The following is a 13,495-nucleotide window of genomic DNA, read 5'->3' as shown; positions in this document are numbered from 1 at the left end:
CCCCTACCCGCCTAAAACACCGTTAATGATCATCGCGTTTCCTATGCTAAGGGTAAACCCAAGTGCAGCTACACCAACGTTATGCTGTTGGTCGACTTCCTGCCGGAAATTCATGCCAAATAAAATAATTTTTTTGCTCGCTAGTACCAAAATATGAAGTGCGATTGCTAGGCCAACACTAACAATCAGCCAACCTGTTATATTGCTCACGTAGCCTGATGGGTTATAAATGAGTAAATTCTTCGCTGCCGACACAATCATAGCAGTTCCAAGTAAATTACCAGTGTGCTCGATAGCGAGTGCTAACTGGCCCTTCTCTAGCGCCCCTTGAAATGAGTCGTTTTGATTATCTCTTGCATATCTAAACTCTAAAATGCGCGTCATAACAAGCAACATGGTCAGAACTACGGTAAAACCGGTCACAATAGCAATGATTGCGTTCATGTCGCTGCCATCAACCCACACCATAATATTGCGTAAAACAATTGCGCTTGCCACCAAGCTAGCCGCATCAACCAGCGCCACACTCACACTCCTTTCGGCAATCATCGCATGCGTATCAACTTTATTAAGTACTAGTTTATCGTGAGCGAAGCGTCCGAACTTCACCAATATAATGCCCACAATGCCGAAAGTTACCATTCCAATCGCCGCTTCTTTATAACCCGCGCCAATATGACGGCCAACAACCGAGCTCAATACTATGCACAACGACAGCATGCCTCCCGCAATGCTTATCCCAAATGCGAAGTTATCTTTAACACCTAGTTCTTCTGTTACCGAGTATTTCCTAAATGCGCCTGTCAGCCACTTCATAATCATTAGCAGTACTAACGCAATTGCGACATCCATAGCGAGATATATCAGCAGTTCTTGCGTTAGAGGTACTAGTTTTACTAAGGCTTCCACGTTATCTTTACTCCTTGAACACACAAAGTTCTTCTGATTAGTTTTTGATGTAGTTTCGAAAAATCAGTGATGGCTAATTGAATAGCGTTCATCTAATACAAACTTGTACAACGATGACATCGAACTTGTTCAGATTTATTTTAGTTAGGGCTAAATGACCTGTAGATCACACCCTGGGTTAGCAGGCACTTAACCACATCGAATGCGGAGCTGCACGTTAGCGCACTTAGCAGACCTTGTTTTGAGTACTTGCAATAGCAATTGTGAGTATTCAACCGTAAAACACGAGCGATATCTCATAAGACGCGAGCATTATGCCAACAGACAACGAAAATAGCATGACAAACGTAGAACTTGCCGAAAAATTTTGGCAGCAGTTGTTAACAGCGCCAGCAATTAGCGAAAGTGACAAAGCCGTGATTGAGGCTCATTGTGAAACACTAATGCTCTCCTTCACGCGTTCCTCTTTCTTGGCAGAGACTTTGATTCAAAACCCTTCATTTGTTTCTCGCATCGTTGAGCTTTATCAACCCCTTGAGAAAAGTGAGGCGCTTAAATCCCTTGTTCATACCATGTCATCTGACTATCTCGCAAACCTAGACAATGAATTGCACAACGTCGCCAGCGAAGATGACTTAATGCAAGTGTTGAGGGAATTTAGAAATAAAGAGATGGCGCGGATTACTTTCCTCGACGTATTGAACAAGCAACCCATCGAAATATCACTTATGCAGGTTTCAGCATTAGCTGATGTACTTATTAACGGTGCGTACCACTGGCTTTATCAACATTTAGCTGCGCGCTATGGAAAACCACAAAGCCATAACCAAGACATGCACATGTATATCTTAGGTATGGGGAAATTAGGAGGAAAGGAACTCAACTTTTCTTCTGATATCGATTTGATTTTTACGTACCCAGAAAAAGGCGAAACCCAAGGCGGTCGAAAAAGCGTAGAGCATCAGCAGTTTTTTACCAAACTCGCGCAAAAACTTATCCAAGCATTGAACAAAGTGACTAATGACGGTCAAGTCTACCGCGTCGACATGCGTTTACGCCCCTTCGGCGATTCTGGCCCCCTTGTGATGCATTTCGCGGCACTTGAAGATTATTATCAAGACCAAGGTCGACACTGGGAGCGCTTTGCCATGGTAAAAGCGCGGGTGATTAACGATGATAATTCGCAAGATGTGAAATGGTTAAAGAGCATTTTGCACCCGTTTACCTTCCGTCGTTACTTAGACTTCACCACATTAGATGCCCTTCGTAATATGAAAAAGCTGATCGCCACAGAAATACGCAGACGCAGACTGAGTAACAATATAAAACTCGGCGCAGGTGGCATTCGTGAAGTGGAGTTTTTTGCCCAAAGTTTTCAGCTGATTCACGGAGGACGAGAGCCAGCATTACAAAGTAAGTCATTACTTCGCACGTTAGATGCATTAACTGAACTCGATATAGTCGAACGCGATGTAACGCAACAGCTAAAAAGTGACTATTTATTCCTAAGAAAAGTAGAGCACACGCTTCAACAAGCTCAAGATCGCCAGACCCAAACTCTTCCTGAGTTACCTTGGCAACAAGCTGCGCTTATTGAAGTCATGGGTTTTGATTCTTACAGTGAATTTTTAGTGCATTTAGATACTGTAATGGCGCGTATTCATGCCCATTTCAACGAGTTAGTAGAAGAGTCTCATGATACGCACTCAGAAGAAGACCAGCTTTTTACTGCCTGCCAAGATGCGTGGCGCCTTTCATTGCAAGAGGATGAGTTTACTGAAACCTTTGGCGAATACCTGTCTGCTAGCGATATTAAAGGCATATATTCTATTCTAGTCGCCTTCAAGGATAAGCAACGCAATTATCGCATAGGCCAAAAAGGTGAAGACACGTTAAATAAGTTGCTTCCCGAAATTTTGTATGTGCTCATCAACCAACATCCAAACTACATCCCTCAGGTACTCGACCGTTTACTCGGTGTTATAGAAGCGATTACAGGCCGAACCACTTACCTTGACTTACTACTTGAAAATCCGGATGTACTAAAACAGTTAGTAAGGCTATGTGAACGAAGCGACTGGATTGCTCAAGAAATTAAGCGCTTCCCGTTACTACTAGACGAATTACTCACGCCGTTATACCTAGGTCAGCAAAATACCGATATCCATACCAGCAAGCAGGAATATCAGCTGGAACTGCGTGAAATCATGCTTCGTATTGAACAAGACGATGTTGAAATGCTTATGGATGGATGGAGGCAGTTCAAACTTTGCCAACAGCTTCGCATAGCCGCCAGCGACATCAGTGAATCACTACCTATAAACAACGTTAGCGATAAGCTTACGGTGCTAGCTGAAGTGATGTTGGAAAACGTAGTAGATGCTGCCTGGATGCAAATGCAACAGCGCTATGGCGTTCCAGCACACCTAGAGGGAACTGACAAAGGATTTGCCGTTATCGGCTATGGAAAACTAGGCGGGTATGAATTAGGTTACGGCTCAGACTTAGATTTAGTGTTTTTGCATAATGCCCCTCGCGGCATAAGTACAGACGGTAAGAAGTCTATTGAAGCGCAACAGTTTTACATTAAGTTGGCGCAGCGCATCATGCATCTTCTCAATACGAAGACGTTGTTTGGACAATTATACGAAACCGACTTGCGTCTACGCCCTTCTGGCAATGCGGGATTGTTATGTTGCCATATCGATGGTTTCGAGAAATACCAGACCGAAGAAGCATGGACTTGGGAACATCAAGCGCTGGTTCGTGCAAGAGCCATTTGCGGAGACCCACGCCTTTTGAATGACTTCACGCAGGTAAGAAATTCCATACTAACTCGCTTTAGAAACGCTAAAACGTTGGCTGACGATGTGTGCAAAATGCGTTTAAAAATGCGGGAGCACTTGCTTTCAAAGGACAACGACAAGGTAGACTTAAAGCAGTGTGTAGGTGGTATTACCGATATTGAGTTCATGGCTCAATATCTTGTACTCGCTAATGCAAAGTCACAGGCTGCCATGACAGAATATCCTGACAATCTTCGCATTTTTGACGCCGCAGCCAAGAGCAACATTATTGATGTCGCCACTGCGCACAAACTGCAAAAGGCGTATTTAAAGCTGCGAGAGCAATACCACCATTTAACGTTAGCAGATACCAAGTACGCAGATCAGAGCGAAGAACTAGATGCCATACGAGAGCAAGTAACCATTCACTGGAATACACTATTTGGAACGTGTAGCGGCTAGGCGATGAAGCTTAACCTCTAACCAAACGACAGTTGGTGGTGAGAAATTCTGTTTCTTGGGCAGTCACCACCAGCGAGCGTTGCTCTGCACATAAATATGCTTTTACTTGCCCTTCAAAACTACTGTCTATGGCACTGGCAATTTTAGCAAGCGATCCTGCAACCGTGTTGTCCAATTGAAACTGGTGCTTAATAACAAAGTCTTGCTCCAGGTTCCATATCACCTGCATGCCTTCAGCTTGAGCATATTGCGAAATAGCTTCGCGCAGTGTGTTCCCTTCCTGGAACGTGCGGTATTTATGTTCGCCGGTCCAATTCTTTTCAACCGGACGTGTTTGGCTAGACATTTGTGCAAGCTTGTTGTCTAAATTTGGATCAACGCCCGCAATATCCAGAACAAAATCTCCCTGCTCATCTTCTGCTGGGTCAGTAGCAGACATACGGAAATCTCGATAGAACTCACTTAACCCACGTGATACAGACTTTTCTTCCGCTTGCCCTTGAGGAACAGGCTCTTGGTCCTGTGTTTGAAGCATGTAAATGAGTACGCCAGCAATGATCACAAGCACTGCAGCTATGCCAATTTGCTTTGCCCAAAACGATGAACTTGAGTAACTTGTCTGTCCCATACCTTACCAATGTGTAGCCACTTTTAATCGAAAATCAGCTTATGCTATGTGTATGAACTTAAGCATAATTCTTCTATTTTAGTCTACCTTCGAACGGAAAGCCTATTATTCTATTTATCTAATTTTCATCGCTAGGTGTTTATTCATACACAGCTATAGTGATTTATACAGCGATTCAGGGTTACCTTCCGGTCTGGTTTTAAATCGCTTGTGCATCCACAAATAGCTTTCTGGCTGTTCTTTAACCGCAGCGTCTACATGTTGATTCAGTAATGTTAGTGCTTCAGCGTCTTCCATATCGCCTAACTGAGAAAGCGGTGGATAGATTTTAATTTTGTAACCGCGTTTGGTGTACTGTGACGTGATGATCATTGGCTCAGAGTGACTACGTCGAATAAACATCAGCGTTGCTGTAGTTGTCGCGGTATCTTTCACCCCACCGAATGGCACAAAGATACTTTGTTTCGGGCCATAATCCTGGTCGGGCAAATACAAACAAAGTTCTTTATCGTCAAGTGCAGCAAGTAAGGCTTTTGCGTTGCGTTTATCAATCATGTATTTGTTCGAGCGGTTTCGCCCATGATACTGAAGGTAATCAACGAGAGGGTTGTTGTGTTTGCGATAAAACGCGATGCTTGGACGGAAGAAGCCAATACCTCTACAGGCAAATTCCAGATTCATATTGTGAAGTGCCATACCAAAGACACCTTTGCCATTTGCAAGGGCCGCTTCAACATGCTCAGTGCCTTCAATCTCAATGGCTCGTTTTACGCGCCAGCTAGGCCACCACCACCCCATAGCAGTTTCAAATAGTGCCATGCCTGTACGCCGCACATTTTCTTTGTAAAGCGCCTCTACTTCACTGGCGGAAAGTGTAGGGTTCCAGAGCGTCAAGTTACGCTTTGCGACTTTTGCCCGTTTAGGAACAATTAATGCGATAAGTTTACCGGTACCGCCACCGATAGCGCGTATCACGGGTAAAGGCAACCATGTAATTGTATAAAGAACGAAAACACCTAACCATACAGGCCAAAACTTAGGGCCTAAAAATGCTAGTTTAAATTTAGGAGCTTTAATTGCCGCCGCCAATGTCTGTATCCTTTGAAACGAAGTGGGCGGCATTGTAGCAGAAGGTTTTTGGTGGGGCTAATTGAGACAGACAGCCCACAGTGCTCTTGCGATTAATAGAAGCACTTAAGCAGAGAGAGCCCATACTTGCTTTCTCTGCTTAAGAAATATATTGCTTGTTAGCAATACAAACTGAAATCAGGTCACTAATATTCTTTATCGATTTGCTTCAACTTTTTCTCAAACGATTCATATTGCTCTTTTGAGTCATAGTCAAAATGGTATTGATTGTGAAAGCCGAACTGCAGCTTCACATTAACGTCTTCAATGTAAAGCGTATAGCCATCGTGATCTGTAAACGCAGTAATCCCATTAAGCTTATACTGTTCATCTTCTTTCGCGCCATGCTGGCGGATCTTGTCGAAAACCTGAAGTAAGAACTTGCTGTCTAATTCGTTTTTCATTGTAAATCCATTGTTGAGAATTTATCTATTTTTACACAATCAAACGATTTTTGGATTTATCTAGGGCCTATATTTAAAACGACTATGCGAGTTAATAACTACAACCTAAAAGTTGTAGCGAAAACCTAAATTTACAATATGCGCAGAAAAATCATCTTTGCCACCAAAGTAGGTGTATTCCACGCGTACCATCGACTGTAAGCCTAAGTAGTAATCGAAGCCTAGCCCAGCTAATCCTGCGATAATTGTGTCATCGTATCCACACACAGCGGCTTCTGGGCCACAGGTAGAGCTATCTATCGACGCGTGCTCGATGTCAACGCTTGCCACGCCTAATTTATAATACAGCTCACCTTTCTGGCTACTCGCTTTACCTAGTAACGCCAAATAAGGGCCTTTAGATGAGATTGATTGTTCGTCATTATCTGTATCAATAAAAGAGATATAGCCACCTTCTACATACCACTGACGGTGAAATTGATAGCCTAAAGCAGCTGAATAGCTAATATCAGACTCATTATCTATTTCAGTATCTACGTTGCCAAAGCCAATATTTGCCACTGCATATCCGTTGGCTGATGCTAGTCCAGAAAAACCCAAGCTTGTTAAAGCTGCACTTCCAATAAGGAACTTAGCGAAAAATGATGAAAGACGGCGCATTTTAATTACTTCTCCATGTTAAAGAGCGCTCACTATAAAAGACAATGCCTCTGATTAAAACGAACAAACAGAGTTTAGATGAATACAGTTAACGGACAGCTGCACGAAAAAGCGGGTTCTATACCAGTCCGTATAGATAATTACCCACACAGCGAGAGGTAAAATGTTCGTAATCGCGGCGTGTTACCGCAGGTATAGTGTTTCTACATCAAGGTGACACAACAAGCAGAGCGTTTTTTGACCATTAAATATCAGCAATGTTAATCCCTTGCATCACACTTTCGTACACAAAAGACGCAGATAGTTTATATAACCACATTATTATTTGATAATTTTTACAAAATTTGATCTTTTTTAAATTAGGTGTAGTATTAACCTAAACAACTGGTCAGATGAGCGGATGAGTTATTATGAGTATCAGAACTAGCTTAAAGAAAGTATTACCCCCAATTTCAATCACAGAGCAAGAAGCCTTAGATGCAGGCGATGTGTGGATTGAATCTTCTATTTATCAGGGTAAGCCTGACATGCAGGCGCTACGCGATATCCCTCAGGCAAAACTGAGCGCAGAAGAACAAGCATTCATGGACGGTCCAGTAACCGAGTTGCTGAACATGATCGATGATTTTGAATTAGGCAACGGCAAGCACATTCCTCAGGACGTTTTAGACTTCCTAGGTAAGAACCGCTTCTTCTCTATGATCATTCCAAAGAAATTTGGTGGTCTTGAGTTCAGCCCGTATGCAAACTCTACTATCGTTGCCACTATCGCAGCGAAAAGTGGTGCAATTGCGGTAACCGTAATGGTTCCTAACTCATTAGGTCCAGGCGAGCTTCTTATGCACTACGGTACGACCGAGCAGCAAGATTACTGGCTACCTCGTCTAGCAGATGGTCGCGATATTCCGTGCTTTGCGCTAACCAGCCCTGAAGCAGGTTCTGACGCAGGTGCTATTCCTGACGCGGCTATCGTGACTAAAGGCGAATTCAACGGTGAAGAAGTACTTGGTTTACGCGTAAGCTGGGACAAGCGCTACATTACACTTGCACCAATTGCTACCGTACTAGGTCTTGCGTTTAAAGTATTCGATCCAGACCAACTACTTGGCGACAAACTAGAGCTTGGCATTACCTGTGCCCTTCTACCTAAGTCTCACCCAGGTGTTGAACTTGGTAACCGTCACGACCCAATGGGTGTACGCTTCTACAACGGTACTACTCGTGGTCAAGATGTGTTCATTCCTATGGACTTCATCATTGGTGGTCAAAAGAACATTGGTCGTGGTTGGCAGATGCTAGTTAGCTGTCTAGGTGCAGGTCGTGGTATTTCACTTCCAGCAATGGGCGTAGCGACTGCACAATCTGCATTTAAAGGCACGGTTGAATATTCTTTCGTACGTGAGCAATTCGGTCTTCCAATTGGTCGTTTTGAAGGTATTCAAGAGAAAATGGCAGACATCGCGGGTAAGACTTTCTTACTTGAGGCGATGCGTGTTCTTACAACTGAAGGTCTAGGCCTAGGCGTGAAGCCATCAGTAGTCACCGCTATTGCTAAGTATCATATGACTGAACTAGGTCGTGATGTGATGAACTCTGCTATGGACATCCAGGCAGGTAAAGCAATTCAACGTGGTCCTCAAAATACACTAGCTGGCGGCTATGCTGCGCTTCCTATTGCTATTACGGTAGAAGGTGCAAACATTCTTACCCGTAACCTGATGATCTTTGGCCAAGGTGCAATGCGTTGTCACCCTTACCTTAAAGACATGGTTGACCTAATCCACAGCAACGAAAGTTCTGCGGATGCAGAGTTCAACAAGGTACTTCGTAAGACTGTTGGCTTCAGCGTTAAAAATGCATTCCGCAGCCTAGGTAAAGGCTACCTTCCTTTCCTACGCGAGAGCGAGTCTGCTTTACCAGAAGTTCGCAAGTATGAGAAGCGTGTTAACAGCATCTCTGCAAAACTAGCACCACTTGCTGACTTGTCACTTGCTGTGTTAGGCGGTGACCTGAAGAAAGCTGAGCTTTTATCAGCACGTCTAGGTGACGTAATGAGCTACCTATACGGTGCAATGGCAGCAATTCGTTTCTACGAGCAGCGCATTGAAGACAGAAAACTTGCACTACCGTATTTCGAATACGCGATGCAGTGGTCTTTACAACAAGCTGATCAGGCAATTGTTAACTTTATCAACAATTTCCCGAATACGGCGACACGTGGCTTAATGCGTCTTCTTACGAACACCTACACCAATAGTGTTGCGGGTATTAGCGACGACCTAGTGCGTGAGCTTTCTATTGCGTCTATGCAAGATAACAGCGTGAAAGAGCAGCTTACTCACCTTGTTCGCGTTACGCCGGGAGACGGCAATGACATTAACGAGCAAGCGTTTAAAGCGAAGCACGCGGTAGCGCACCTTCTTGGCAAAGTGCAAAAAGCACTTCGCAAAGAGCCTGTAGTGCCGTTCATTTCTTTTGAACATGCACTTAACAAGCTTCAAGAAAAAGGCGTAGTAACGGCTGATGAAGCCGCTAAGCTTCACGACTATAACGAAAAGCGCAAGCTAGCAGTTCGTGTAGACGAATACACGTTCGATATGGAACTTGTTCCAGCGTCTCAAACGCTTAAAGCGATTGATGGCGGTCAAAACGCTGCGTAAACTGTCATAATTGCAGTAACTTGATTAACGAAGCCCCATCCTTGAGATGGGGCTTTTTATTTGCCCGTTAAATTACCTTTCTATTGTTTCGTTCGTACTCTACCCTTAGCTTATCGTGGTTTTCTTAAACAAGGATTTGTAAAGTGAAAACGATGCGCTTTATTGGCATTCAAACCATTTCAACATTTTTTATTCTCTTTATCTCGTCGCTGCTATTCAATTCAAACGCCAGTGCCCAGCACGATGATACTAACTTCGTCATTGGAGAACTAACTCATCCTCGAGTAAGTAGCTTCTATAAACCCTTAATAGCACGTGCGTATCAAGATATCGGCATTGAGGTTACATTCGAAAAAGTGGGTGGGGAAAGAGGCTTACGGCTTTTGGATGAAGGAATGACAGATGCAGATATTATTCGCTATGACGTAGTGTCTCAGCCTGACAATAACATTGTAATTGTTCCTCCAGCACTGTCTCATGGCGCATCATTTCTATTGTGTATACGGGGAGCTGAGTGCAATAAAAGCATAATTCAACAACCAGATAAGGCAATAGCCGTCACTACCCGATTTTTCTTCAATATGCACGCCAAACCTGGCGAGTTAAATGCCAACATCTTTGAATTTGATGACTTTCACCACGTCATAAATTTACTGCTCAACGGGCGATTTGACTACGCTATTTTACCGAGTGACTATTCTGAAGAAGCCATTTTCGAACAATCTGGAATTGAGTATATACCTCTAGTGGAACACGAATTGGTACACGTTATTCATAAGAAACATAGCCATTTAATTGACCAACTTTCTGCAGCAATCGCCAAGCAGCTTCAACTACTCAAAACCGCAGAGAGTGAATAAACAAAAAAACGCCCGCATCAATTGCGGGCGTTAATTGAACAATAACTAGTACCTTTGCACTAGATACTTGCTCGTTAGTCGAACATATATTTAAGCGACAGTACTGTAGTACGGCCGTTCAATGGACGTGCTCTGATGTAGCTACCAACTTCTGCTGAACCTTCTTCTGACTCAGTGATGATAAATTCATCAGTGGCGTTATTCACATTAAGCGACACAGAAAATTGGTCGTTCACCCAATAAGTGGCAAACAAGTTTACAAGGTTATAACCCTCTTGTTTAAGGTCGTTATTGTCCTGAACATAGTACTCTGTCGAGCCTTGTAGTGAGGCACCAACAGACCATGTATCTGTAACGTACTCAGGGGTAATAGTCCAAATCCAATCTGCTTGGCGGCGTGGAGTATTTCCTTCAAGTGCAGGGTTGTTTACGTCTTTACTTATTTCAGCGTCTGTCCACGTTAAGTTACCGGATAGCACGAAATTATCAGTTGCTGTCCAGCGGCCTTCAAGCTCTAAACCTGTTGCTTCATATTCGCGCATAAAGGTTAAACCACTGGTTACCTCTGCTTGCGTATCTTCAGTAACAGTATCAAACAAGGTTGCGTTAACCATGAGGTCTTTCGTACCGTACTTGTAACCTACCTCGAATTGCTTCGTTGTATCGTAACCCGATGTTGTGCTTGTTAAGCTGCCGTCTGTATTCAGTGTACCGCCAATCTGCAGTAAACGATCGGCAATAGCACGGCCACCTTTTGAGTAACGGGCAAAGAATGTCTGACTGGCGCTTAGTAGGTACGAACCACCGATTGAATAAGACGTATTATTCGCACTGTAGTCAACAATCTGAGAAGACGCACCGGCGCGATTTAAGTTGATAACACCACCGCTAATGAAGCCGCTGTTGATTGCTGAAGCATCTTCAATTTGCTCAATAGTTCCGTTACCGTTTAGGTCGAAGTCAGCATTTCCTCCGCAACATGAGCTGATGAGTTCACCTGAAGCTTCGGTCGTGTCATGACGTACCGATGCATCAATAAGAATGTTATCTGACAATTCAAAACCAACGTTCATGTACGGCGCTTTTGTTACATAGTTTAAGTCCCACTCCCACGAAAGGAAGCTTGGTGACAATAAACCGTTTGAAACAAGTTCCACGCCATCGCCATCTGTAATTGTTAGAAGCTGTGAATTGTCACCGTCTAGAGTTTGAATAAATGTCTGCCAGCTTGACCAGCTTGTGGCGATGTCCTGGTTTGAGTAGTAATAACCTACTGTGAGGTCGATACCGTTATCAAATTCTTTACGCAAGCTGAAATCGTTGATCATGTTACCCAGATCGTTGATTCTTGTGTCGAACTGAAGGTTTGTAAATGCTTGTCCTGTGTACACTTCACCAGCGCCAGGTCCGTTCGCGAGCACAACACTTGTGCTGTCGCAATTCAGCGCGTTTCCGTCACCGTCAGTAGCGCCGGCACAAAGTGCAGAAGCGAAATTCGATACATCGCCAGGGCCCGCTGGAAATCCATCAGTAAATGGAGCAATAAAACCACCTGAGATATCTGAAATACGGAACTTGTTTAATAAGAACAAGTTTTCAGCCACTTCGAGGTCAACTTCAACGCCAAATGAGTTTACTTTTGATTCGATGCCATCGCGAACGTCGCGATTCTCTGGGTTACCATAGCTGTCAAAAGTAGAAATATTTGTGTTGTAAGCTGAGTTTAATGCCTGTGAGCTGGCATCGTAACCAGGTACCGGGCCATATTCACCATCGCCTTTCACCAATACCGGAGAAGGAAGGTATGTTGATACTTTGTCATCAAGGTTTTTATAGAAGAAACGGATGTGACCGTTATCTAGCATCTTAGTGATATTGAACTTAACCTGACCGCCTTGGTCGCCATTGTATCCCGTTTCTCGCGGGCCCTCTCCACCACGGGCAAAGCCAGCAATGTGGTAGTAAAGGTCGTCGCTAATTTCACCGCCATAGCGAAAATCTAAACGAAACTCTTCGTAATCGACGCCAAATGACGTTCCAATGGCACCGCCACCTACTTCGCCCGTGTTACTGATCAAGTTAATAACACCGCCTGGCGAGTTACTTGCGAATGTTGACGCTGAACCACCGCGTACTGCTTCCACATTCGCTACTGACCAGTCGTAGCGTAAAAAGTTATCGGCATTGCCAAAGTTAATATCACCATATTCTAAAACAGGTAAACCGTCTTCATGGATTTGCAAGAATTTAGAACCACCCGTCGCAAGTGGAATACCGCGAATAGTAATATTTGCGTTACCGCCACCGCCTGAAGACTCGGCACGAATACCGGGTAACGCGCGAAATACCTCAGCGGTAGAACGAGGAGCTAGTTTAAGAATATCGTCTTCGTCGAATGCACTTACAGAAACACTAGCTTCTTGCATCGTTGCACCACCCGGTGCAGCGGTAACCACAATTTGTTCGAATTTTTCTTTCGACTTTGCGTCAGCATCAGCTGTTGATGATTCCTGCGCGATAACCGAGCCCGAAAAAGCGGCGCAAATCGCTAGGGTCAAAGCGTTGAGTGTGTGATTTTTGTTCATTTTTTCTCCGACAATGTGTTGAATTTGTTAAATCCAAGGTAGCCTCTGCCCCTTTAACGTAGGGAGGCGGTAGCACAATTTAAACTTAATCGATTAAGAATTTATAACAAAGGAACAACATTGTAAACATCCTGTGAAAAGTTTTTACTCTTGCGCAGGCCTTATTTAACTTTTGTATACTAAAGTTTTAGCTATATTTAGCGGTTCACATCGCAGATAAGAAATAAAAAGCAATATCGATTAAGAACACTACACTTTCAGGTATTTAGAACGAACTGTGAAAAACATAGATAGACTAAAAGCGGGTTGCTTTAGTCGAATTTTAAAATGCCCCCGTCATATGTATTATATTTAGCCTATACTACAATCATTTAGTGCACTTAAGTTTGTACGCTTCCCGTTACTCTGTACGA

At 43.7% G+C, this 13,495-nt stretch carries 9 protein-coding genes; 3 read left to right on the top strand and 6 right to left on the bottom strand.

Going from position 1 to position 13,495, the window contains the following annotated elements; genetic code table 11:
- Nucleotides 1-3: 3 nt before the first annotated feature.
- Entirely contained in the window at nucleotides 4-909 is a 906-nt protein-coding gene (locus MHN02_RS15065; RefSeq protein WP_239247116.1) for a DUF350 domain-containing protein, read from the bottom strand.
- Between the two features lie 314 nt (nucleotides 910-1,223).
- Here MHN02_RS15065 and glnE point away from each other — a divergent pair, with 314 nt between their 5' ends.
- Nucleotides 1,224-4,157 carry a bifunctional [glutamate--ammonia ligase]-adenylyl-L-tyrosine phosphorylase/[glutamate--ammonia-ligase] adenylyltransferase gene (gene glnE, locus MHN02_RS15060; RefSeq protein WP_239247114.1) on the top strand — a complete coding sequence of 978 codons (2,934 nt, stop codon included), beginning with the start codon at nucleotides 1,224-1,226 and terminating at the stop codon, nucleotides 4,155-4,157.
- Between the two features lie 10 nt (nucleotides 4,158-4,167).
- On the opposite strand, the gene MHN02_RS15055 is transcribed toward glnE, so the two are convergent.
- The 4 genes from MHN02_RS15055 to MHN02_RS15040 form a co-directional block, all read right to left on the bottom strand.
- Complete coding sequence (locus tag MHN02_RS15055; protein ID WP_049587172.1) at nucleotides 4,168-4,785, bottom strand: TcpQ domain-containing protein; 618 nt, start codon at nucleotides 4,783-4,785, stop codon at nucleotides 4,168-4,170.
- Between the two features lie 153 nt (nucleotides 4,786-4,938).
- The gene (lpxL, locus tag MHN02_RS15050) at nucleotides 4,939-5,874 is read right to left on the bottom strand and encodes an LpxL/LpxP family Kdo(2)-lipid IV(A) lauroyl/palmitoleoyl acyltransferase (protein WP_014950254.1); all 936 of its coding nucleotides are present in this window, start codon (nucleotides 5,872-5,874) and stop codon (nucleotides 4,939-4,941) included.
- A 185-nt stretch (nucleotides 5,875-6,059) separates the two neighbouring features.
- Nucleotides 6,060-6,317: a DUF3081 domain-containing protein gene (locus tag MHN02_RS15045; RefSeq protein ID WP_014950255.1), complete on the bottom strand. Its 258-nt coding sequence runs from the start codon at nucleotides 6,315-6,317 to the stop codon at nucleotides 6,060-6,062.
- 105 nt (nucleotides 6,318-6,422) lie between these two features.
- Entirely contained in the window at nucleotides 6,423-6,977 is a 555-nt protein-coding gene (locus tag MHN02_RS15040; protein WP_014950256.1) for an outer membrane beta-barrel protein, read from the bottom strand.
- A gap of 410 nt (nucleotides 6,978-7,387) precedes the next feature.
- Here MHN02_RS15040 and MHN02_RS15035 point away from each other — a divergent pair, with 410 nt between their 5' ends.
- Both MHN02_RS15035 and MHN02_RS15030 read left to right on the top strand, forming a co-directional pair.
- Nucleotides 7,388-9,637 (top strand): acyl-CoA dehydrogenase, encoded by a 2,250-nt coding sequence (locus MHN02_RS15035; protein WP_014950257.1) that lies wholly within the window; start codon nucleotides 7,388-7,390, stop codon nucleotides 9,635-9,637.
- Nucleotides 9,638-9,789: 152 nt separating this feature from the next.
- Complete coding sequence (locus MHN02_RS15030) at nucleotides 9,790-10,497, top strand: hypothetical protein (protein WP_216600713.1); 708 nt, start codon at nucleotides 9,790-9,792, stop codon at nucleotides 10,495-10,497.
- Nucleotides 10,498-10,571: 74 nt separating this feature from the next.
- Here the strand turns inward: MHN02_RS15030 and MHN02_RS15025 are convergent, their stop codons facing one another.
- Nucleotides 10,572-13,082, bottom strand: coding sequence for a TonB-dependent receptor (locus tag MHN02_RS15025; protein WP_014950259.1), 2,511 nt, complete (start codon nucleotides 13,080-13,082; stop codon nucleotides 10,572-10,574).
- Nucleotides 13,083-13,495 lie beyond the last annotated feature (413 nt).

This window comes from Alteromonas sp. CNT1-28, from assembly GCF_022348345.1.
GTDB classification, from domain to species: Bacteria; Pseudomonadota; Gammaproteobacteria; order Enterobacterales; family Alteromonadaceae; genus Alteromonas; species Alteromonas macleodii.
This window is presented reverse-complemented; position numbering and strand designations above follow the sequence as displayed.

Excerpts from the sequence above, each read along its gene's own strand:
- MHN02_RS15045 (WP_014950255.1), bottom strand. The coding sequence starts at position 6,317 with ATGAAAAACGAATTAGACAGCAAGTTCTTACTTCAGGTTTTCGACAAG.
- MHN02_RS15025 (WP_014950259.1), bottom strand. The coding sequence starts at position 13,082 with ATGAACAAAAATCACACACTCAACGCTTTGACCCTAGCGATTTGCGCC.
- glnE (WP_239247114.1), top strand. The coding sequence starts at position 1,224 with ATGCCAACAGACAACGAAAATAGCATGACAAACGTAGAACTTGCCGAA.
- MHN02_RS15055 (WP_049587172.1), bottom strand. The coding sequence starts at position 4,785 with ATGGGACAGACAAGTTACTCAAGTTCATCGTTTTGGGCAAAGCAAATT.
- MHN02_RS15035 (WP_014950257.1), top strand. The coding sequence starts at position 7,388 with ATGAGTATCAGAACTAGCTTAAAGAAAGTATTACCCCCAATTTCAATC.
- MHN02_RS15030 (WP_216600713.1), top strand. The coding sequence starts at position 9,790 with ATGCGCTTTATTGGCATTCAAACCATTTCAACATTTTTTATTCTCTTT.
- MHN02_RS15040 (WP_014950256.1), bottom strand. The coding sequence starts at position 6,977 with ATGCGCCGTCTTTCATCATTTTTCGCTAAGTTCCTTATTGGAAGTGCA.